We start from the raw sequence: 20,904 nt of genomic DNA on the forward strand, positions 1-20,904 counted from the left end.
GCGGACTAGAAAATTCGGATGCGGAGCCGGTAGGCCGGCCCCGCAGAGGCAATCAGCTGCCTTCTTTCAGACCCAGGTCAGCCAGTGCCTTGGCGGCCACTTTGGCTGGCAGTGGGATGTAGCCGTCTTTCACCACGACTTCCTGGCCCTGCTTGGACAGCACCAGTTTCACGAACTCGGCTTCCAGCGGTGCCAGAGGCTTGTTCGGGGCTTTGTTGACGTAAACGTAGAGGAAGCGCGACAGCGGGTATTTGCCGTTCAGGGCGTTTTCTTCGCTGTCTTCGATGAATTCAGTGGTGCCTTTCTTGGCCAGAGGCACGGTCTTCACGCTGGCGGTCTTGTAACCGATGCCTGAGTAACCGATGCCGTTCAGCGAGGAGCTGATCGACTGCACGACCGAAGCCGAGCCAGGTTGTTCGTTCACGTTTGGCTTGTAGTCACCTTTGCACAGGGCCTCTTCCTTGAAGTAGCCGTAGGTGCCGGACACCGAGTTACGCCCGAACAGTTGCACTGGCTTGTTGGCCAGGTCGCCGGTCACACCCAGGTCGCCCCAGGTTTTCACGTCAGCCTTGCCACCGCATAGGCGAGTCGAGGAGAAGACCGCGTCGACTTGTTCCATGGTCAGGTGCTGGATCGGGTTGTCCTTGTGCACGAATACCGCCAGGGCGTCCACGGCAACCGGAATAGCGGTAGGCTTGTAGCCGTACTTCTGCTCGAAGGCCGCCAGTTCCGTGTCCTTCATCTTGCGGCTCATCGGGCCCAGGTTGGAGGTGCCTTCGGTCAGCGCAGGTGGCGCGGTGGCGGAGCCGGCAGCTTGAATCTGGATGTTGACGTTCGGGTATTCCTTCTTGTAACCCTCGGCCCACAGGGTCATCAGGTTGGCCAGGGTATCGGAACCGACGCTGGACAGGTTGCCCGACACACCAGTGGTCTTGACGTAAGCCGGAATTGCCGGATCAACACCAGCGGCCACCGCGTTGGCGGTCGCAACGCCAGCAGCGACAAAAGTCATTGCCGCCATCAAACGTTTCAGTTTCATGCCTTGCTCCTAGCAGATAGGGATAATTGGATCGGGGCCAAGTATCGGGAGGCCGTGTGAACACTCTATGTCTTAAATATGACAATTAGATGAAAGGCCACTATCGGAAAGCGAAGGCTTGTAAGGAGCGAGACATTGAATGAATGCCTCGCCACAGTGGATTAGGCTAACTCTAGCGGCCGCGTTTCCACAGATACCCACCCACCAACATCCCCATCACACACAAGACGGCCACGTAGTAAGCCGGGCCCATAGGGCTCTCCTTCATCAACAGCGATACCGCCAATGGTGTCAGCCCACCGAACACGGCATAAGCGACGTTGTAGGAGAATGACAGGCCACTGAAACGCACCACTGGCGGGAAGGCCTTGACCATCACGTAGGGCACCACACCGATGGTGCCCACGAACAAACCGGTCAATGCGTACAACGGGAACAGCCAGTCCGGGTGAGCCATCAGGCTGTGGTAGAGCGTCCAGGAGGTTGCCAACAGCAGCGCGCAACCGGTGACCAATACGCGGCCGGCGCCAAAACGGTCGGCCAGGGCGCCCGAGGCAATGCAACCCAGGCTCAACGTTACGATGGCCAGGCTGTTGGCTTGCAGCGCAACCGTAGGGCTGAAGTGATAGACGGTTTGCAGCACGGTCGGCGTCATGAGGATGACCACTACGACGCCGGCCGACAACAGCCAGGTCAGCAGCATCGACAACACAATGGCGCCGCGATGATCGCGCAGCACTGCACGCAACGGCAGCTCGGCAGCCAGGGTCTTGCGTTGCTGCATCTCGGCGAAGATCGGTGTTTCATGCAGCCAGCGGCGCAGATACACCGACAGCAGCCCGAATACACCGCCGAGCAGGAACGGGATCCGCCAGGCGTAATCGGAGACCTGCTCCGGGGTATAGGCCGTATTGATGGCGGTGGCCACCAGCGAGCCCAGCAAGATACCGGCGGTGAGGCCGCTGGTCAGGGTGCCGCAGGCGTAGCCGATGTGGCGCGGCGGGACGTGCTCGGAGACGAACACCCAGGCGCCCGGTACCTCGCCGCCAATCGCCGCGCCCTGGATGACGCGCATCAGCAGCAGCAGGAGCGGCGCCCACAGGCCGATCTGCGCGTAAGTCGGCAGCAGGCCCATGATCAGGGTCGGCACGGCCATCATGAAGATGCTCAGGGTGAACATCTTCTTGCGCCCCAGCAGGTCACCGAAGTGCGCCATGATGATGCCGCCCAGGGGGCGCGCCAGGTAGCCGGCGGCGAAGATGCCGAAGGTCTGCATCATGCGCAGCCATTCGGGCATGTCGACGGGGAAGAACAGTTTCCCGACCACGGTGGCGAAAAACACGAAGATGATGAAGTCGTAGAACTCCAGCGCCCCGCCCAAGGCAGACAGCGACAGGGTTTTGTAGTCGTTGCGGGTCAGCGGGCGCGAGGGTTGCGCACTGCTTGCGGGCACGGAAGACATGGCAAGGTTTCTCTTATAGTAGTCAGGACGGCAAGCCCGGGACTTGCGGCAGGCTTGGCAAGATAGCAAATCGCTCCAAAAAGCACAGCGTCGAGCCCTTAACAGTTCAGTGGCAGGCAATCTTACCGACGCAGGCCAGCGCTCAACTCGGCCAGGAGCACAGTTGCCGGAAAAAGCCCCGATACAGCGCCTATTTACCGACCAAATGAGCCTTGGGAGGTCGTCGCGGCGCCAGCGTCTCGATATACTCGGCCCTTGCAAGCGCAGAACCGCGGTCTTGAGGGCTGCTGTGCCAAACGCCGTTGGGGCCGCCCAGCCGGTTTGGCAGAGTTTCCCTTTAGCACGCCTTACGAGAAACGCGTCGAACGCGTATGTTTGTGCTGAAACGTTTTTCCAATAGTCGGCTATCCACTTTGCACCACTTATAAGAAGCGTCACGGGTCAGAGGCACCCCCGGCATGATCGAACTCGAACAAGAAGATCCTATCCCGCAAGGCGATCTCGCCCTGCAAATCACTGCACTCCCTCGTGAAACCAACGGTTTTGGCGATATCTTCGGCGGCTGGCTGGTCGCGCAGATGGACCTGGCCGGCACGGCAATGGCCAGCAAGGTTGCCGGTGGGCGAGTGGCGACTGTAGCTATTGACCGCATGGCCTTCCTGGTACCGGTGGCGGTGGGCGCGCAGCTTTCCTTCTATACCCAGGCCCTGGAAATCGGCCGCAGCTCGATCCAGATGATGGTCGAGGTGTGGAGCGATGACCCGCTGTCCAGCGAATGGCGCAAGGTGACCGAGGCGGTATTTGTGTTCGTCGCCATCGATGGCAGCGGCCGCACGCGGTCTGTGCCGTCACGAGCGCGTTAAACATCGCCGGGTTTTGACGGTCAATTGCCCCATTGCCTGCCATTGAGAGAGCTTTGTTATGCCTACGCCCCACGTTGAAACGGTGAAAGTCGACGAGCTGGACTGCTGGCGCATTCGCCACAACGGCGCCGAACTGATGGTGGCCCGGCAGGGTGCGCACATCTTCAGTTACCAGCGCCAGGGCGAGCAGCCGCTGATCTGGCCGAACCCTGAAGCGGTGTTCAAGCCGGGCAAGGGCATTCGTACCGGCGTGCCGGTGTGCTGGCCGTGGTTTGGCGTGTTTGATCGCAACCCGCAAAGCGTCAAGGCGATGCGTCAAAGCGATCAACCGGCTGGCGCGCATGGTTTTGTGCGCACCGCCCTCTGGGAATTGACCGAAACTGCAATTGAAGGTGAAGCCCTGCGCATCGAGCTGGCGCTGCCGGTTCCTGCGGGCGGCTTTCCCGACTGGCCCCATCAGGTCAACTTGACGTTAAGCCTGCTGCTGGACGACCAACTGCACATCCAACTGACCAGCCACAATCAAGGCACCGACACCGTGACCCTCAGCCAGGCGCTGCACACCTACTTTGCTGTGAGCGATGTGCGCAATGTGCAGGTCGAGGGCCTGGACGGCTTGGCGTATATCGATACCGCCGACGGCTGGACCGAGAAGCAGCAAGCCGGCCTGCTGCACTTCACCGCCGAGACGGATCGCATCTACCTGGATACGCCGGCGCAGTTGAGCATTGTCGATAAAGACTGGCAGCGCCGCGTCCAACTCATCAGCCAGGGCTCGAGCTCGACGGTAGTCTGGAACCCCTGGACCGAACGGGCCAAGGCGCTTGATGACATGGCTGACGATGGCTGGCAGGGCATGTTGTGCATCGAAACGGCAAATGTGCTGGATGATGTGGTGAGCCTGGCGGCCGGTGAAAGCCACACCTTGGGCGTGAGCATCACCAGTATCACCTTGTAAACCCGATCAAATGTGGGAGGGGCTTGCTCCCGATAGCTTCGGTTCAGTCAATATCTCAAGTGACTGAAGCACCGCTATCGGGAGCAAGCCCCCTCCCACATTGGTTATGTGTAGGGTTTTAGAGATCGGATTCCTTCACTACCCGCACTTTCCCCGCCTCCAGCGCATACGCTGCGTCCGCCAAGTCATTGTTGACCTTCTCCACCTTCAACGTGCCCGTGACCCACAGCGGCGTGTAGATATCGTCAAGCTTCAATCCCTTGGGATACCGCACCAGCACCAGTTGGTTAGGCGGCGGTGGCGGCACGTGGATGCAGGCGCCAGGGTAAGGCACCAGGAAGAACAGTGTGCTGCGACCCTTGGCATCGGTTTCCAGCGGCACCGGATAGCCGCCGATACGGATGTTCTTGCCGTTCATGGCGGCCACGGTCTTGGTGGAATACATCACCGCGGGCAAGCCTTTGCTCTGTTTCAAGCCACCTTTTTCGGTGAACGTGCCTTGGGCTTCGGGGGAGTTGTGGTCGATCTCGGGCATGGCTTCGAGGGCTTTCTGGTCCGAAAGCGGCATCAGTTCAAGCCAGTCAGTTTCCGGCAGTTCGCCAGCATGGGTCAGGCCAGGGGCCAGCAGCAGAAGGGTCAATAGAAGACGGCGCATGGAGAGGCTCGGCAAATACAAGTGTCGAGCATTCTAGCCCCCTGCGCCTGCGCAGCGCAGAGGACTTTGTCGGCTGATTACTTCTTTTTGATCAGGCCGTAGATCACCAGCAACACGATGGCACCCACCAGTGCGCCGATGAAGCCCGCACCCTGGCCTGCCTGGTAGATCCCCAGTGCCTGGCCGCCGTAGGTCGCGGCCAGGGAGCCGGCGATACCCAGCAGGATGGTCATGATCCAGCCCATGCTGTCGTCGCCAGGCTTGAGGAAACGCGCCAGCAGGCCAACGATCAAGCCGATAAAAATGGTTCCAATGATACCCATGGCATTTCCCTCTGATTGAATATGAGTCATGACAAAGCCTAGCCAGGCTTTGTCATCCTGCAATCAGAGAGACGACGGCCACCAATGGTTCCCGCCGAACCTCGGGTTATTGCTCGGCGATCAGCGCCTCGACCTTGAGGATCTGTGCCTGCAGGGTCGCACGGTCCTTGCAACGCAGGTTGGCATGGCCGACTTTGCGCCCGGCCTTGAAGGCCTTGCCGTAGTGGTGCAGGTGGCAGTCGTTGATCGCGATTACCCGTTCAACCGGCGGTACCACGCCAATGAAATTGAGCATGGCGCTCTCGCCGACCTTGGCCGTAGAGCCTAACGGCAAGCCCGCGACCGCCCGCAGGTGGTTTTCGAACTGGCTGCACTCGGCGCCTTCGGTGGTCCAATGCCCGGAGTTATGCACGCGGGGCGCGATCTCGTTGGCCTTGAGGCCGCCGTCGACCTCAAAGAACTCGAACGCCATCACGCCGACGTAATCCAGCTGCTTGAGCACACGACTGGAGTAGTCCTCGGCAAGGGCCTGCAGCGGGTGATCGGTGCTGGCCACGGACACCTTGAGAATGCCGTTGACGTGGGTGTTGTGCACCAAGGGGTAGAAACGGATCTCGCCATCGCGGGCTCGCACGGCAATCAGCGAGACTTCGCCGGTGAACGGCACGAAGCCTTCCAACAGGCAAGGAACGCTGCCCAGTTCGGCGAAAGTACCGACCACGTCGGCTTCGCTGCGCAGGACTTTCTGGCCCTTGCCGTCGTAACCCAAAGTGCGGGTTTTCAACACGGCCGGCAGGCCGATGCTGGCGACAGCGGCGTCCAGGTCTGCCTGGGACTGGATGTCGGCGAAGGCCGGGGTAGGGATGCCCAGGTCCTTGAACATGCTCTTTTCGAACCAGCGGTCCCGGGCGATGCGCAAGGCTTCGGCGCTCGGGTAAACCGGCACGAACTGCGACAGGAAGGCCACGGTTTCGGCCGGGACGCTTTCGAATTCGAAGGTCACCAAGTCGACTTCGTCAGCCAGTTGGCGCAGGTGATCCGGGTCGCTGTAGTCAGCGCGCAGGTGTTCACCCAGGGCGGCGGCGCAGGCGTCTGGCGCCGGGTCCAGAAAAGCGAAATTCATTCCCAGCGGAGTGCCCGCCAGGGCCAGCATGCGGCCCAGTTGGCCGCCACCGATTACACCGATTTTCATCGTCAACAACCTCAGGCGATACGTGGGTCTGGATTGTCCAGCACGCTGTCTGTCTGCTCGGCACGGAATTTTTTCAGCACCGCGTGGAACTGCGGGTGCTTGGCGCCCAGGATGCTGGCGGACAGCAACGCGGCGTTGATCGCGCCGGCCTTGCCGATCGCCAGGGTCGCCACCGGGATACCGGCTGGCATCTGCACGATGGACAACAGCGAATCCACGCCCGAGAGCATCGCCGACTGCACCGGCACGCCAAGCACCGGCAGGTGGGTCTTGGCTGCACACATGCCTGGCAGGTGCGCCGCGCCACCGGCACCGGCGATGATCACCTCGATGCCACGGGATTCTGCTTCATCGGCATACTGGAACAGCAAGTCCGGCGTGCGGTGGGCGGAGACCACCTTCACTTCATACGGAATGCCGAGTTTTTCCAGCATATCGGCGGTGTGGCTAAGGGTGGACCAATCGGACTTGGAGCCCATGATCACGCCAACCAATGCACTCATCGTCGTGCCTCTTCTCTCTGGGCGCCCGCAGGCGCGTCAAAAAACAACAAGCCACGCGGGAGACCGGCGTGGCTTGTTGTACGAATTAGTTTCGGGCCAGAACTGCCTACGCTCAATCAGGCTGCGTTGAAAACAAACTCGGAATGCTCATTGGCTAAAGCCAACTCCGCTTCCTCGCTTGTTTTTGCCTTGCCTGATCTTCGCTCGGCGAGTTCTGACCTCGAAACGCGGCCGGTTGGACCGGCCGAAGGCCGCGCAGTATACCGTAATAATCCAGATAAACAGCCCCTGGAATGACCATCTGTCTAGCCGCTCAAACCGGCGGTTTTATTGACTCTTGAGTCAGTCCCCTACACCGCAAAACCCTGTGGGAGGGGGCTTGCTCCCGATAGCGGTGTTTCAGTGTCCTAATCAGCGCCTGACACACCGCTATCGGGAGCAAGCCCCCTCCCACATTGGATCTGTGTCAGGCTCAGGTACTTTGCGCCGCGCCTCCTTCCAGTTTGCGCCACAGCAACCGCACATTCGCCTTGCGCACCAATGCACAGCGATACAAACGAATCTCCAGCGGCACATGCCATTGCGGCCCTCCGCACACCACCAGTTCACCGCGTGCCAACTCCGCACGCACACTCAGCTGCGGCACCCAGGCGATACCCAAGCCTTCAAGGGCCATGCTCTTGAGGCTGTCGGCCATGGCGGTTTCGTAAATGGTCGTGAAGCGCAGGGCCCGCTGGCGCAGCAGCAGATTCACCGAGCGGCCGAGGAACGCTCCGGCGCTGTAGGCGAGCAGCGGCACACTGCCCTCGCCTTCGAGGTCGAACAGCGGCTTGCCGTCGGCATCGGCAGCGCAGACCGGGAGCATCTCGGTGTTGCCCAGGTGCAGGGACGGGAAGATCTCGGCGTCCATCTGCATCGCAGCGTCGGGATCGTAGAACGCCAGCATCAGGTCGCAACCACCTTCGCGAAGAGCGTGTACCGCATCGCCGACGTTGGTGGCGACCAGTCGCGTGGCGATGTTCAGGCCCTCGTTGCGCAGCTGTGCGATCCAACGTGGGAAGAACCCCAGTGCCAGCGAGTGCGCGGCCGCCACCTGCATGACTTCGCCCTGCCCGCCTTCCAGGTGATGCAAATGGCGCAGTACTTCGCCCAGCTGTTCGACCACCGTGCGCGCGGTCACCAGAAACAGCTGCCCCGCCGCCGTCAACTCCACTGGCGTACGCGAGCGGTTGACCAGGGTCAGGCCCAACGCGGCCTCAAGGCTACGGATACGGCGGCTGAACGCCGGTTGGGTGACAAAGCGCCGTTCCGCTGCCTGGGAAAAACTGCGGGTGGCCGCCAGGGCGCTGAAGTCTTCCAGCCATTTGCTCTCAAGGTTCATCACTTCCTCCCAAGGGTATGCACCATTTTGGCACACACGCCCGCCATCATAGCTGGGTCACATCCACATTATGCCGTTTGTGCATAGGCCAGTGCTTAACAGCATTGGCCCAAAAAGTTCTACAAGCCTAGCATTCGCAGCGTTCCGGCCAGTTCCGGGTCCATATCGAGATGATTTCCGTCATGTCCTCTGCTGCATCTTTCCGTACAGAAAAAGACCTGCTTGGCGTACTCGAAGTACCTGCTCAAGCGTATTACGGCATCCAGACCCTGCGAGCGGTGAATAATTTCCGCCTCTCGGGCGTTCCGATTTCGCATTACCCGAAATTGGTGGTCGGCCTGGCGATGGTCAAGCAAGCAGCGGCGGACGCCAACCGCGAACTGGGACAGCTCAGCGATGCCAAGCACGCTGCCATCAGCGAAGCTTGTGCCCGCCTGATCCGCGGCGATTTCCACGAAGAATTCGTGGTGGACATGATTCAAGGCGGCGCCGGCACTTCAACCAACATGAATGCCAACGAAGTCATCGCCAACATCGCGTTGGAGGCCATGGGTCACCAGAAGGGCGAGTACCAGTACCTGCATCCCAACAACGACGTGAACATGGCGCAGTCGACCAACGACGCCTATCCGACTGCGATCCGCCTGGGTCTGCTGTTGGGCCACGACGCACTGCTGGCCAGCCTCGACAGCCTGATCCAGGCGTTCGCCGCCAAAGGCGCCGAGTTCAGCCATGTGCTGAAAATGGGTCGCACCCAATTGCAAGACGCCGTGCCGATGACCCTCGGCCAGGAATTCCGCGCCTTCGCCACCACCCTGGGTGAAGACCTGGCCCGCCTGAAAACCCTGGCGCCGGAGCTGCTCACCGAAGTCAACCTGGGCGGCACAGCCATCGGTACCGGCATCAACGCTGACCCGCGTTACCAGGCCCTGGCCGTACAACGCCTGGCGACCATCAGCGGCCAGCCGCTGGTGCCGGCAGCCGACCTGATCGAAGCCACCTCCGACATGGGCGCCTTCGTGCTGTTCTCCGGCATGCTCAAGCGTACCGCGGTGAAGCTGTCGAAGATCTGCAACGACCTGCGCCTGCTGTCCAGCGGCCCACGTACCGGCATCAACGAGATCAACCTACCGGCGCGCCAGCCAGGCAGCTCGATCATGCCCGGCAAGGTCAACCCGGTGATCCCGGAAGCGGTCAACCAGGTGGCGTTCCAAGTCATCGGCAACGACCTGGCCCTGACCATGGCAGCCGAAGGCGGCCAACTGCAACTGAACGTGATGGAGCCGCTGATCGCCTTCAAGATCTTCGATTCGATCCGTCTGCTGCAACGCGCCATGGACATGCTGCGCGAGCATTGCATCGTCGGCATCACCGCCAACGAAGCCCGCTGCCGCGAACTGGTGGAGCACTCCATCGGCCTGGTCACCGCGCTGAACCCCTACATCGGCTATGAAAACGCCACCCGCATTGCGCGTATCGCCCTTGAAAGCGGCCGCGGCGTGCTGGAACTGGTGCGTGAGGAAGGCTTGCTCGACGACGCCATGCTCGACGACATCCTGCGCCCCGAAAACATGATCGCTCCACGCCTGGTCCCGTTGAAGGCCTAAGCGTTTGTTACACCGCTCACCAGGTTGAGGGACTAGACACCTCTCACCTTTTGAGGGCCTGAAGGCTCGTTCTTCAGGCCCTTTTTTTTGCCTCAAGGTTGTGAAATGAAGCCCATAAAAACTCCAATATCGCCCTGCAAACCCACCTTGCTTGCCACCGCGTGGCTGAAACCTTTAATCAGCCCGTGCAGACGGATCAGTCTCGCCTAGGTATAGTGCCGCCCCTCTCGCGTCTGCGGCCATCGGTAACGAGGCCCGGGTACCACGCGACACCGCATGAATAACAACACCCGCAAAAGGATTGGGGTCGAACGGTCGTGCACTGCCTGGTGCCATACGACGTGTCGAACCGTCCTGCGTTTGCCATCAGAAAAATCAGCGAGGAACACTCCATGCTCGAAGTCATCAACGACTTCCTCTCAGGGAAAGTACTGATCGTGCTCATAGTCGGGCTCGGCGGTTATTTCACGATCCGCTCGCGTTTCGTTCAACTGCGCCACTTTTTCCATATGTTCTCGGTGTTTAAAGACAGCCTGAAGAGCAGTGCCGGCCAACTCAGCTCGTTCCAGGCGCTGATGCTCAGCCTGGCGGGCCGCGTGGGTGCCGGTAACATTGCAGGCGTCGGTATTGCCGTGACCCTGGGTGGCCCGGGCGCCGTGTTCTGGATGTGGGTCACCGCACTGGTGGGCATGTCCTCGAGCTTTATCGAGTGCTCCCTTGGCCAGTTGTACAAGCGCACCGACGCCGAAGGCACCTACCGTGGCGGCCCGGCGTATTACATCCAGCATGGCCTGCACAAGCGCTGGCTGGGCATGGTCATGGCGTTCCTGCTGCTGGTGACCTTCGGCTTTGCCTTCAACGGCCTGCAAGCCCACGCCGTGACCCATTCGCTGAACAATGCCTTCGGCCTCGACACCACTTACACCGGCCTCGCGCTGGCGGTGTTGCTGGGCCTGGTGTTCATCGGCGGGATCAAGCGTATCGCCTCGATCGCCGACTTGCTGGTGCCGGTCAAGACCCTGGTTTACATCGCCGTGACCCTGTACGTGATCGTGCTGCAATTCGACCACGTGCCCGCCATGCTCGCGACCATCGTCAAGAGCGCGTTCGGCCTCGACCAAGCCTTCGGCGGCCTGGTCGGCAGCGCGATCATCATGGGTGTGAAGCGCGGCGTGTTCGCCAACGAAGCAGGTTTAGGCAGTGCGCCTAACGTGGCGGCAGTCGCTTCGGTAGAACACCCGATTGCCCAAGGTGTGGTGCAAGCGTTCAGCGTGTTCCTCGACACATTCATCATCTGTACCTGCACCGCGTTGCTGATCCTGCTTTCCGGTTTCTACACGCCGGGCTTTGAAGGCGATGGCATTGCCCTGACCCAGAACTCCCTGGCGGCGGTGGTCGGTGACTGGGGCCGGATGTTTATCTCCGTGGCCCTGGCGTTGTTCGTGTTCACCTCGATCATGTACAACTACTACCTGGGCGAGAGCAACCTGCGCTTCCTGGTCGGCAATAACCGCAAGGTGCTGATGGGCTACCGCGCATTGGTACTGGTGCTGATCTTCTGGGGTTCCATCGAGAACCTGAGCACCGTGTTCGCCTTCGCCGACATCACCATGACCATGCTGGCCTTCGTCAACCTGTTCGCCCTGGCGTTCCTGTTCAAGATCGCCATGCGCATCCTGAACGACTACGACAACCAGCGTGCGGCAGGCATCAAGACCCCGGTGTTCGATTCCAGCCAGTTCCCTGACCTGGACCTGGACCGCAAAGCCTGGCCGGCCAACCCGGTAAAACCGGAGCCTGCCATGCAAGCCACTGCTGAATCGGTCGCCCAAACGCAACGTTAAGCGTAGATAGATGACACGCCGCCCGGCCTTGGGCATGCTCTGGGCCCGGCGGCGTTTTTCGTTCAGGAGACTTTTCAATGCAACCAGCTAATAACGTCATGGTGCTCTACACCGGTGGCACCATCGGCATGCAGGCCAGCGCCAATGGCCTGGCCCCGGCGTCGGGTTTTGAAGCACGCATGCGCGAACAGCTTGCCAATCAATCGATACCCGCCTGGCGCTTTCGCGAAATGTCGCCGCTGATCGACAGCGCCAACATGACCCCGGCCTACTGGCAGCATCTGCGCAGCGCCGTGGTCGAGGCGGTGGACGAGGGCTGCGATGCCGTACTGATCCTGCACGGCACCGACACTCTGGCCTACAGCGCGGCAGCCATGAGCTTCCAACTGCTGGGCCTGCCCGCACCAGTGCTGTTTACCGGTTCGATGTTGCCCGCCGGCGTGCCGGACAGCGATGCCTGGGAAAACGTCAGCGGCGCCTTGACCGCGTTGGGCGAAGGCTTGGCATCCGGAGTGCAGCTGTATTTCCACGGCCAACTGCTACCGCCGACCCGTTGCGCCAAGGTGCGCAGCTTTGGCCGCCATCCGTTTGCAACCTTGCAGCGTATGGGTAACCAGCCCCGCGCCGAATCACTACCGGCCGCGCTGGATTACCGTCAGCCCAAGACCGTGGCGGATATCGGCGTATTACCGCTGGTGCCGGGCATGCGGGCCGCGCTGGTGGACAGCCTGGTCGACAGCGGGGTACAGGCGCTGATCCTGGAGTGCTATGGCAGCGGCACCGGGCCCAGCGACAACCCCGAGTTCCTCGCCAGCCTCAAGCGCGCACAGGTCCGGGATGTAGTGGTGGTCGCCATTACCCAATGCCATGAAGGCGGTGTCGAACTGGATGTCTATGAAGCCGGTAGCCGCCTGCGCGACGCCGGCGTGCTGTCGGGTGCAGGCATGACCCGTGAAGCGGCGTTCGGCAAGCTCCATGCCCTGCTCGGCGCCGGCCTGGCCAGCGAAGAGATCCGCCGCTTGGTGGAGCTGGACCTGGGTACCGAGGCCTGTCCTAGATAACTACCCCCTGCCCTGTCTTGCGCCTTTCTAGCATGGAAACCCCGGGCCTGACCCTCGGGTTGTTCCCCTCCATCGGCAAGACAGGGATGTACCATGACCACCTCAAGCGCCACCGCGCAGGCTGCCAAATCCGAAGACCTCACCCTTAAACTCATCACCCAGCTGTGCGTCGGCCCCTCGATCACCGAGGTGGCCGGCCAACTGCTGCGCGACTCCCTGGCAGAAAAATACCCCGACCTGCACATCAATCCGGACACCACCCTGCTGGGCACGCCAGTGTGGGAGCTGGTAGACGACAAGATTATCTCCAGCCCCCCGCAGTATCGAACCCTCAGCACCCTGCTGGCCAGGCAGGCCGTGTTGAAGGAGCCCACCTTGTGCATCGAAGGCGAGCATTTTCTTACCCCGCTGCCCCTCACGGAACCCGCGGTGCATGTGCCGGTGCGCATCGTCGAAGTGGCTAATACCATCAATGTCCTGGCGCCGGTGGTATTTGAGGCGTTCAAGGAACAGTTGGTGACGTACTGGAACAACAGCAACGGCATCGGCCCGCGTTGGCACGAATTGTCCAGCACCTTGCGCAGCACCTGGAATGTGCAGCAGGTGGACGGCTGGACCGACGACGACTGTGCACTGGCGCGCCGTTTGTACCACTCGCCCGACCCGGCGAACCGCACCGCAGGCAGCAAGCTCCAGGCTTGCCTGGTCGACGTTGACCTGGTGAGCGACGGCAAGGCCAGCCACACCCCGCAAGTATTTATTGCGGTACTGCTGGGCCAGTCCGGGGGGCAAGACGTAATCCTCTGCCAATCCCTCGACGGCTACAAAAAATTCGACACCCAGGACCAATTGGGCGAATACCTGGCGACGCTGGTGTATCAGCCAACTGTTTATGAACGTTTGCAGTGGCGCCTGTATGAACCCGTCGGCAACTTTTTCGAGCAGTTGGCCTTCTCCCTGATCACCCTGCAAATCGACGCCCTCACCACCGTCTCCATCGACACACCGGCCACACCCACCAAAGCGCCGTTGAGCGTGCTGACAGGGACGATCGGGCAGGTCACCCCAAAAGGGCCGGATCTTGAATGGTATCGACAAGTGCTGCCGGACTGGCTCGCCCAAGCCACTGCTTCGGATCGCGCGTTTTATTCGCGGCACCTCAAGGACCTGGCCGCGCTGCACGGCCGGAACGAGGGCAAGACGTACCAGGATGATATTCCCCCCCTCCAGCAGTATGCCCGCGACACGCTCAGGGCACTCATCATCAAGGAGCATCCCAAGGCCGCGTACCTGGCTTTGGACACCCTGACCATCCAGGTACAGAGCCAGGTGGTGTGGGGCACGTTCACGGTACCGGGGCAGGTCGAGACCCGCGCCTTCAGCCTGGCCGAACTGGCCCTGCAAAATCTGATTGCACTGCCCTTGGGTAATCAAAGCCTGCGCATGCAGACGCGCAAGGCCCTGCCTGAGTGGCTGAGCGTCGACTACGTGAAAACCCTCATCACCAAGGCCGATATTGGCCGTGCCTATCCGGCACTGATACGCAGCAAATTGATCGACGACACCACCGAGTCGACGCGGCGCAAAGCCTTGTACACCCAGCACCTGCGCATCCAACTGCCGCTGCTGGCCTTGCAGCACAAGATACGCCAGGAGGGCGGGATCGATGAGCGCGGCTATCGCTACGTGGCAGCAGTCATGCAAGCTGAAAGTGCCGACCGCTATGTAGATGGGCAAGCAATCGTCATCCGCCCCCTGGCCTTCGTGCCCAAGCGCCGACAAAGCAATGGACAGGATGTGGTGAGCAACATGTACGTCATTGGCCCGCAGAACGCCGAAGCCGGTCCCTGCCTGTTGTACCGTCCGCTGTTCGAGCCGGTACTGATGCAATTCCCGTCACCGGCGAACCTGCTATATGCCATCGCACAGTCACCGACGCTGCGTGACTCGGTGGTGGCCTGGCTGCCCGACGCCGTGCGTACTGACTACTCCAACTATGTATTTCCCGGCGACTTGCCTTCACCCTGGGCAGTGGCCGACTTCCTCGTGGAACCGAACAAGCTCTGGACCTACAGCGGCCCCATGAGCCTGGGCCAGCAAGCCCTCAACGGCGACCTGTTTAACACCCTGTTTGATGCGAACGCCAAGGCACTGGTGGAGTTGGCGGACCGCCAATCGGTATCCAACGCGGAAAGCCGCTGGGCCACGCTCAAGCAGGCCGGTTGGCTGATCTTCAATGCAGCGTTGCCCTTCATGGGCCGTATTGCAAATACGGGTGCCTGGATCTGGCAGATCCTCGACCAGGTGCAAACCCTGGTCGAGGCCCACAAACACGGCGAGCAACAGGCACAATGGTCGGCGCTCACCGATGTACTGCTTAACCTGGGCATGGCCGTCACCTTGCATGTGGCCACCGGCACCCGCCCTGCCACCAGCGCTGCCAAGGTCGAGCCTGAAACACCCCGCGTCGGCGCTGAAACTTCGATCAGCGTGGAACAGCTCCCCACGCGCACCAAGGAGCAGCCGCCTGCCGACCATGACCTGCCGCTCAACACCCACGGCGCGCTCACCCGAACCACCAGCAGCCTGGCGACGGTACTGGACACGTTTAAAATCGAAAAACCCGAGGGCCTGGCAAACGCCATCAGCGAAGAAGGGGCTTATCAACATCTCTATCTACATGAACAGCGTTACTACGCGCCGGTGGGCGCACGCTGGTTCGAGGTCAAGCTGGTCGGTGACGAAACCGTGGTCATTGTCGATCCCAAGCAGCCCAACCGCACAGGCCTGCCGCTGATTCACAACGCCCGGGGCGATTGGTTTATCGACACACGCCTACGCCTGGCCGGCGGCGGTCGCAAAGGCAAGCAGAAAAAGGCGGCTGACAAGGCAAAGGCCGAATCCGAAAAGCTGAGTACCAACTTGAAGGCCTTTGAGCAAACCAAGAAAACGGTCCAACGTGACCTGCAGCAGGCGTTCCAGGCGCTGCAGGACGCCTCTGGCAGTTCAACCCAGTCCAAACGCGAGGCCTATCTGAACAAACTCGACAGCCACAGCCTGGAATACGAAGAGGTACGCCAACAACTGATGACCTTGAATGTCTTCACCCAGGTGCCTGATTTCCAGCAAAAAGCCCTCGGTTATGTGAAGGCACAACTGGACCTCAACGAGGCCGGCATCCGAGAGCTGCAGACCCGGTTCACCCCGCAGCTCAAGACAGTGCTGGACCAGATCGAAACCCCATCGACTTCGTCCCAGGCCAACCGCATCACCGACGCGCAACTGATGACGGACCTGTGCGGCGACATGATCAAGCGCCTGGACTACACCCAGACGCGCTTTACCGAATTACGCGAACTCGCCCGGGCGGGCACACAGCTGATTCAAACCGCCAAGGCCAAACTGCCGCTTTATACCAGCGATCACCTGCGGGCCCTGCAAGTGACGCTGACGCGAAACCTGTGCCTGAGCCCGCAATCGATCACCACTGAGCCTGACGCCTGGAACCTGATCAGCAAGATTGTCGACAAGGCCGATATTGCGGTGGAGACCCTGCAGGACGCCCTGAAAGAGCGCAGCAAGTCGCGCCTGGACGAACGCATTGAAATCCTGGCCAGCCTGGTGGAGCAGTTCCAACTGATTGACGAACACCTGCAGGACTTCTGCGAGGATTACCCCCAGCAGGCCCTCGATACGTCCATTGAAAACCTGCGAAGCACGCTGGGCACATTTGCAAATCGAGCCAAGGCCGCACTGGCGCCCCTGCACTTTGAGCAGGCGCAAGCCCGTATCCGACCAACGCCACCGCCGACACCGCCACGGCCGACCAAAAAGTTCATCCATACCCGCTTCAACGGCATGCTGATTGGCGAGCCACGCCTGACGTCAGTGGGGCTCGAGACCGACCTTGTCGACATCAAGTCACCCTTGACCCATAAACTCATCGCCACCTTTCATGAAAAAAAACCGGGTGTCTGGGTCGAGCACGTTTCGCCCACCACTACCCAGCCCGCACTTGCCGCCCCCACAGTCGAAGCCAGTGTTGCCCATGGGCAATCGCTGATCGACCAACTGCCGGCATTCCAGGCCCGGGCCACGGCGCAAATCGGCAAGCCGTCCCGCACCCCGATCGGCATCGAGCATATGTTTCATCAACATGCTCAAGTGCTGGAGCAGGCCGCGGAGACTATCGAGAAAGCGCTGACCAAGGTCAATGCCACGGAAAGCGAGCAGCCCGCCGCCGCCGCGCTGGGCAAAGAACTCAATGATGCGGCGCAGGCCCTTTACCAGCAGGCCAACGAGCAGGTGCAGACGATGATCAAGCAACAGCCGCCTACGCTCTCACGGGTCGAATGGCTCACGAGCCATGACCTGCTCAGTATCAAGAAACCGGGCAAACGACGCAGAATCAAGAGCGCGACCAAAGATTATCTGGATGAATACATCCTCACCGATGCATCGACAAAAGACGTGCTTTGGTATGCCCACTTCCATTACTCGACCTCCGATGCGCCGCTCGATCGGTTTCTCTCTGCTCGCTTGAAGACCCCGCAAGAGCATGCGCAGGGCGACCAGGCCGATGACGTTCATGGGCTCAACGCACAGCAACAGGTCGATTTCTATCGCAGCACCATCAACTTGGCACAGGCCAAGCGCGTGTTCTTCCCACCCGTGCGGGATTGATCGCCAACGGCACATAATTTGCTCCAGCCTGGTAAACCCAGGCCGGAACCCACCATGCTGCATTCACACCTGACTACCCTCAATGCGGTCTCGCGGGTGCTGGACACCTTCAAGGCCGAAGGCGTGAGCTATGACACGCTGCTGGCCGGCAGCGGTATCCGCCAAGCCGACCTGGCACGCGCCGACACCCATATCACCACCCATCAGGAGATGCGTGTGTGCGCCAACGCCGTGGCGTTGCGCCAAGACGTGGGCCTGGAACTGGGGCAACGCATGCATGTGTCGTCCTACGGCATGCTCGGTTATGCCTTGCTCACCAGTGCCACCTTCGGTGACGCCCTGCGCCTGGCCCTTCGTTACCCGGCGCTATTGGGAACACTTTTTGAACTGAGCCTGGAGCAGGACAGCCAGCGCATCTGGTTGACCGCCGGCGATTACCGCGAGGACCCGGCCTTGACCCAATTCAATGTGGAGTTTTGCCTGGTTTCGCTGAAGGTTATCTGCGCCGATCTGCTCGGCCAGCCCCTGCCGCTTCTCGGCGCCCGCTTTGCCTACCCCAGCCCCGACTACCAGGCACGCTATGTCGAGCACTTCGCCTGCCCGTTGGAGTTTTCCGCCCAGGCCAATGCCTTTGCGTTCGATCGGCACTGGCTCGAGCAACCCTTGCCGCTGGCTGATGTCATCACCCATCGCGCCATCGCCGAGCGTTGCCGCAAACAGAACACCGAGTTCACCGGGCGCCAGGCCTGGCTGGGCCGGGTTCGCCATCTGCTCGGCGCACAGCTGGACGCCGCGCCAGGTCTTGGTGGGTTGGCGGAGCAGATGAACTGTTCCTCGCGTACCTTGCGCCGGCATCTGCATGAGTTGGGGTGCAGCTATCAGGAGCTGTTGGACGAACTACGCTTTGAACGCGCCAAACAACTGCTGGGCGGCAATGAGCTGCCGATCTATCGAATCGCCGAGCAACTGGGTTTCAGTGAGACCGCGAGTTTCCGGCATGCCTTCGTGCGCTGGAGCGGCGTGGCGCCCAGTCAGTTCAGGCTGTGACCAGAGGGGCGAATAACGGACATGAACATTGGCCCTGTCGATCCCCTTTTGGCCGCTCCTGCCGTTCTCCAACGGCCCGCTCGCCGCAACACTGCAGGCATAGCACCCAGCCTGCGGAGACCAACACAATGCTGACGATCTACTCGGACGATCACCATCTGCACCACGGCCGTTGTGAATTGATGGACGGGCAACTGATGCCCTGCTTCGAAATGCCCGCACGCGCCGACCACGTATTGCAACGGGTCAAGGACCGCGGACTGGGCCCGGTGCAGGCACCACAGGACTTCGGCCTGGCACCGCTGCAACGCATCCACAGTCCCGATTACCTGGATTTCTTCAAAAGTGCGTGGCAACGCTGGACCGAATTCGGCCAGGACGGCGACCTGTTGCCCTACACCTGGCCGGCACGCACCTTGCGCCGGGTGTTACCCACCAGCCTGCACGGCCAGCTGGGTTACTACAGTTTCGATGGCGGCGCGCCGATTACCGCCGGCACCTGGCAAGCCGCGTACAGCGCCGCCCAGGTTGCGCTCACTGCGCAACAGGCGATCCAGCAGGGTGCGCGCTCGGCCTTCGCCCTGTGTCGGCCACCAGGCCATCACGCCGCCAGCGACTTGATGGGCGGCTACTGCTACCTCAACAATGCGGCCATTGCCGCCCAGGCGTTTCTCGACCAGGGCCATACGAGGGTCGCGATCCTCGATGTGGATTACCACCACGGTAACGGCACCCAGTCGATTTTCTATACTCGCAACGACGTGCTGTTCACCTCGATCCATGGGCACCCGGAAGCGGAATTTCCCTTCTTCCTCGGCTATGCCGACGAGTTGGGGGAAGGCGCCGGGGCCGGCTTCAACTTCAACTATCCGCTGCCGGCGGGTTCAGGTTGGGAGCGCTGGAGCCAGGCGCTGGAACAAGCCTGCCAGCAGATCGAACGCTACGGCGCCGATGTGATCGTGGTGTCCCTGGGTGTGGACACGTTCAAGGACGATCCCATTTCCCAATTCAAGCTCGACAGCCCGGACTACCTGGCCATGGGTGCACGCATCGCACGCTTGGGCAAACCCACGCTGTTCGTCATGGAAGGCGGCTACGCCGTAGAAGAAATCGGCATCAACGCCGTCAATGTGCTCGAAGGCTTTGAGGAGTGTGTGCAATGAACCTGTTCAAGGTATTCGCCCTTTGTATTGCCGTACTCGGCAGCGCGGCCCACGCCGAAGAAAAAACCCTGAAGGTCTACAACTGGTTCGACTACATCACCCCAAAGGCACTTGAAGACTTCAAGGCACAGAACCCGCAGATCAAGCTGGTGTACGACATCTTCGACACCAACGAGGCGCTGGAAGCCAAGCTGCTCACCGGCAACTCCGGATACGACGTGGTGGTGCCGTCCAATGTGTTTTTGGCCAAGCAGATCGAAGCAGGCGTGTTCCAGCCCCTGGACCGCAACCAACTGCCCAACTGGAAGCACCTGGACCCCAAGCTGATGAAGCTGATCGAGGCCAACGACCCTGGAAACAAGTTTGCCGTGCCCTATATGTACGGCACCATCCTTATCGGCTTCAACCCGGCCAAGGTCAAGGCAGCGCTGGGTGACAGCGCGCCAGTGGATAGCTGGGACCTGATCTTCAATGAAGCCAACCTCAGCAAGCTCAAGCAGTGCGGCGTTGCCTTGCTGGACTCGCCCTCGGAAATCCTGCCCCTGGCCCTGCAGCACCTGGGCCTGGACCCCAACAGCAACAACCCCAAGGACTACGCCAAGGCCGAAGCGCTGATGATGAAGATCCGCCCCTACATCACTTATTTCCACTCATCCAAATACATGGCCGATATCGCCAATGGTGACATCTGCGTGGCCGTCGGTTATTCCGGCAGTTTTTCCCAGGCTGCCAATCGCGCCAAAGAGGCGAAAAACGGCGTGACCGTGGACATGCGCCTGCCCAAGGAGGGCGCACCGATCTGGTTCGATATGCTCGCCGTTCCCAAGGGCGCCCAGAACCCCGAGGACGCCTACACCTTTATCAACTACCTGCTGCAGCCGGACGTCATTGCGCCGATCAGTGATTTTGTCGGCTACCCCAACCCCAATAAGGACGCCACCGAACAGGTCGCCCCGGCAATCCGCAACAATCCCAACCTGTACCCCACCGAAGCGGCCATGGCCACGCTCTACACCCTCAAGCCCCTGGGCCGGGAGGCCGAGCGCGCCCGGACGCGGGCCTGGACCAAGATCAAGTCCGGTACCTGACCGGCTGCGGGGCGAGCCTGCTCGCCCCCGTTATT

Annotated in this window: 16 protein-coding genes; 9 read left to right on the top strand and 7 right to left on the bottom strand. The window is 61.0% G+C overall.

The window, feature by feature from the left end; translation table 11 throughout:
- Positions 1 to 52: 52 nt before the first annotated feature.
- Positions 53 to 1,039: a phosphate ABC transporter substrate-binding protein PstS gene (locus tag BLU48_RS28010; protein ID WP_057023296.1), complete on the bottom strand. Its 987-nt coding sequence runs from the start codon at positions 1,037 to 1,039 to the stop codon at positions 53 to 55.
- 172 nt (positions 1,040 to 1,211) lie between these two features.
- The gene (locus BLU48_RS28015) at positions 1,212 to 2,501 is read right to left on the bottom strand and encodes an MFS transporter (protein WP_005792537.1); all 1,290 of its coding nucleotides are present in this window, start codon (positions 2,499 to 2,501) and stop codon (positions 1,212 to 1,214) included.
- Positions 2,502 to 2,959: 458 nt separating this feature from the next.
- On the opposite strand from BLU48_RS28015, the gene BLU48_RS28020 reads away from it, so the two are divergent.
- On the top strand, positions 2,960 to 3,364 hold the full coding sequence (locus BLU48_RS28020; RefSeq protein ID WP_003176975.1) for an acyl-CoA thioesterase: 405 nt from the start codon (positions 2,960 to 2,962) through the stop codon (positions 3,362 to 3,364).
- 58 nt (positions 3,365 to 3,422) lie between these two features.
- A complete protein-coding gene (locus tag BLU48_RS28025) occupies positions 3,423 to 4,322 on the top strand; it encodes a D-hexose-6-phosphate mutarotase (RefSeq protein ID WP_057023295.1) in 900 nt (299 codons plus the stop codon).
- A 118-nt stretch (positions 4,323 to 4,440) separates the two neighbouring features.
- Here BLU48_RS28025 and BLU48_RS28030 read toward each other — a convergent pair whose 3' ends face one another.
- From BLU48_RS28030 to BLU48_RS28050, 5 genes are all read right to left on the bottom strand, one after another.
- On the bottom strand, positions 4,441 to 4,977 hold the full coding sequence (locus BLU48_RS28030) for a DUF3299 domain-containing protein (protein ID WP_046070137.1): 537 nt from the start codon (positions 4,975 to 4,977) through the stop codon (positions 4,441 to 4,443).
- 77 nt (positions 4,978 to 5,054) lie between these two features.
- Positions 5,055 to 5,300, bottom strand: coding sequence for a GlsB/YeaQ/YmgE family stress response membrane protein (locus tag BLU48_RS28035; RefSeq protein ID WP_005792540.1), 246 nt, complete (start codon positions 5,298 to 5,300; stop codon positions 5,055 to 5,057).
- Positions 5,301 to 5,406: 106 nt separating this feature from the next.
- Positions 5,407 to 6,492, bottom strand: coding sequence for a 5-(carboxyamino)imidazole ribonucleotide synthase (locus BLU48_RS28040; protein ID WP_057023294.1), 1,086 nt, complete (start codon positions 6,490 to 6,492; stop codon positions 5,407 to 5,409).
- 11 nt (positions 6,493 to 6,503) lie between these two features.
- Complete coding sequence (gene purE / locus BLU48_RS28045; protein ID WP_003176980.1) at positions 6,504 to 6,995, bottom strand: 5-(carboxyamino)imidazole ribonucleotide mutase; 492 nt, start codon at positions 6,993 to 6,995, stop codon at positions 6,504 to 6,506.
- A 472-nt stretch (positions 6,996 to 7,467) separates the two neighbouring features.
- Positions 7,468 to 8,376 carry a LysR substrate-binding domain-containing protein gene (locus BLU48_RS28050; RefSeq protein ID WP_043048142.1) on the bottom strand — a complete coding sequence of 303 codons (909 nt, stop codon included), beginning with the start codon at positions 8,374 to 8,376 and terminating at the stop codon, positions 7,468 to 7,470.
- Positions 8,377 to 8,558: 182 nt separating this feature from the next.
- Here BLU48_RS28050 and aspA point away from each other — a divergent pair, with 182 nt between their 5' ends.
- From aspA to BLU48_RS28085, 7 genes are all read left to right on the top strand, one after another.
- Complete coding sequence (aspA, locus tag BLU48_RS28055) at positions 8,559 to 9,983, top strand: aspartate ammonia-lyase (RefSeq protein ID WP_043048143.1); 1,425 nt, start codon at positions 8,559 to 8,561, stop codon at positions 9,981 to 9,983.
- A 392-nt stretch (positions 9,984 to 10,375) separates the two neighbouring features.
- Entirely contained in the window at positions 10,376 to 11,827 is a 1,452-nt protein-coding gene (locus BLU48_RS28060) for an alanine/glycine:cation symporter family protein (RefSeq protein ID WP_057023293.1), read from the top strand.
- A 77-nt stretch (positions 11,828 to 11,904) separates the two neighbouring features.
- Positions 11,905 to 12,888, top strand: coding sequence for an asparaginase (locus tag BLU48_RS28065; RefSeq protein ID WP_057023292.1), 984 nt, complete (start codon positions 11,905 to 11,907; stop codon positions 12,886 to 12,888).
- 93 nt (positions 12,889 to 12,981) lie between these two features.
- Positions 12,982 to 17,571 carry a hypothetical protein gene (locus BLU48_RS28070; protein ID WP_057023291.1) on the top strand — a complete coding sequence of 1,530 codons (4,590 nt, stop codon included), beginning with the start codon at positions 12,982 to 12,984 and terminating at the stop codon, positions 17,569 to 17,571.
- 54 nt (positions 17,572 to 17,625) lie between these two features.
- Positions 17,626 to 18,618 carry an AraC family transcriptional regulator gene (locus tag BLU48_RS28075; protein WP_057023290.1) on the top strand — a complete coding sequence of 331 codons (993 nt, stop codon included), beginning with the start codon at positions 17,626 to 17,628 and terminating at the stop codon, positions 18,616 to 18,618.
- Between the two features lie 128 nt (positions 18,619 to 18,746).
- Entirely contained in the window at positions 18,747 to 19,781 is a 1,035-nt protein-coding gene (locus BLU48_RS28080; protein ID WP_057023289.1) for a histone deacetylase family protein, read from the top strand.
- Positions 19,778 to 20,869 carry a polyamine ABC transporter substrate-binding protein gene (locus BLU48_RS28085; protein WP_057023288.1) on the top strand — a complete coding sequence of 364 codons (1,092 nt, stop codon included), beginning with the start codon at positions 19,778 to 19,780 and terminating at the stop codon, positions 20,867 to 20,869. The genes BLU48_RS28080 and BLU48_RS28085 overlap by 4 nt, the downstream gene beginning before the upstream one ends.
- The last annotated feature ends 35 nt before the right edge of the window (positions 20,870 to 20,904 follow it).

The organism is Pseudomonas synxantha (assembly GCF_900105675.1).
GTDB lineage: Bacteria > Pseudomonadota > Gammaproteobacteria > Pseudomonadales > Pseudomonadaceae > Aquipseudomonas > Aquipseudomonas synxantha.

Excerpts from the sequence above, each read along its gene's own strand:
- BLU48_RS28010 (WP_057023296.1), bottom strand. The coding sequence starts at position 1,039 with ATGAAACTGAAACGTTTGATGGCGGCAATGACTTTTGTCGCTGCTGGC.
- BLU48_RS28015 (WP_005792537.1), bottom strand. The coding sequence starts at position 2,501 with ATGTCTTCCGTGCCCGCAAGCAGTGCGCAACCCTCGCGCCCGCTGACC.
- BLU48_RS28020 (WP_003176975.1), top strand. The coding sequence starts at position 2,960 with ATGATCGAACTCGAACAAGAAGATCCTATCCCGCAAGGCGATCTCGCC.
- BLU48_RS28025 (WP_057023295.1), top strand. The coding sequence starts at position 3,423 with ATGCCTACGCCCCACGTTGAAACGGTGAAAGTCGACGAGCTGGACTGC.
- BLU48_RS28030 (WP_046070137.1), bottom strand. The coding sequence starts at position 4,977 with ATGCGCCGTCTTCTATTGACCCTTCTGCTGCTGGCCCCTGGCCTGACC.
- BLU48_RS28035 (WP_005792540.1), bottom strand. The coding sequence starts at position 5,300 with ATGGGTATCATTGGAACCATTTTTATCGGCTTGATCGTTGGCCTGCTG.
- BLU48_RS28040 (WP_057023294.1), bottom strand. The coding sequence starts at position 6,492 with ATGAAAATCGGTGTAATCGGTGGCGGCCAACTGGGCCGCATGCTGGCC.
- purE (WP_003176980.1), bottom strand. The coding sequence starts at position 6,995 with ATGAGTGCATTGGTTGGCGTGATCATGGGCTCCAAGTCCGATTGGTCC.
- BLU48_RS28050 (WP_043048142.1), bottom strand. The coding sequence starts at position 8,376 with ATGAACCTTGAGAGCAAATGGCTGGAAGACTTCAGCGCCCTGGCGGCC.
- aspA (WP_043048143.1), top strand. The coding sequence starts at position 8,559 with ATGTCCTCTGCTGCATCTTTCCGTACAGAAAAAGACCTGCTTGGCGTA.
- BLU48_RS28060 (WP_057023293.1), top strand. The coding sequence starts at position 10,376 with ATGCTCGAAGTCATCAACGACTTCCTCTCAGGGAAAGTACTGATCGTG.
- BLU48_RS28065 (WP_057023292.1), top strand. The coding sequence starts at position 11,905 with ATGCAACCAGCTAATAACGTCATGGTGCTCTACACCGGTGGCACCATC.
- BLU48_RS28070 (WP_057023291.1), top strand. The coding sequence starts at position 12,982 with ATGACCACCTCAAGCGCCACCGCGCAGGCTGCCAAATCCGAAGACCTC.
- BLU48_RS28075 (WP_057023290.1), top strand. The coding sequence starts at position 17,626 with ATGCTGCATTCACACCTGACTACCCTCAATGCGGTCTCGCGGGTGCTG.
- BLU48_RS28080 (WP_057023289.1), top strand. The coding sequence starts at position 18,747 with ATGCTGACGATCTACTCGGACGATCACCATCTGCACCACGGCCGTTGT.
- BLU48_RS28085 (WP_057023288.1), top strand. The coding sequence starts at position 19,778 with ATGAACCTGTTCAAGGTATTCGCCCTTTGTATTGCCGTACTCGGCAGC.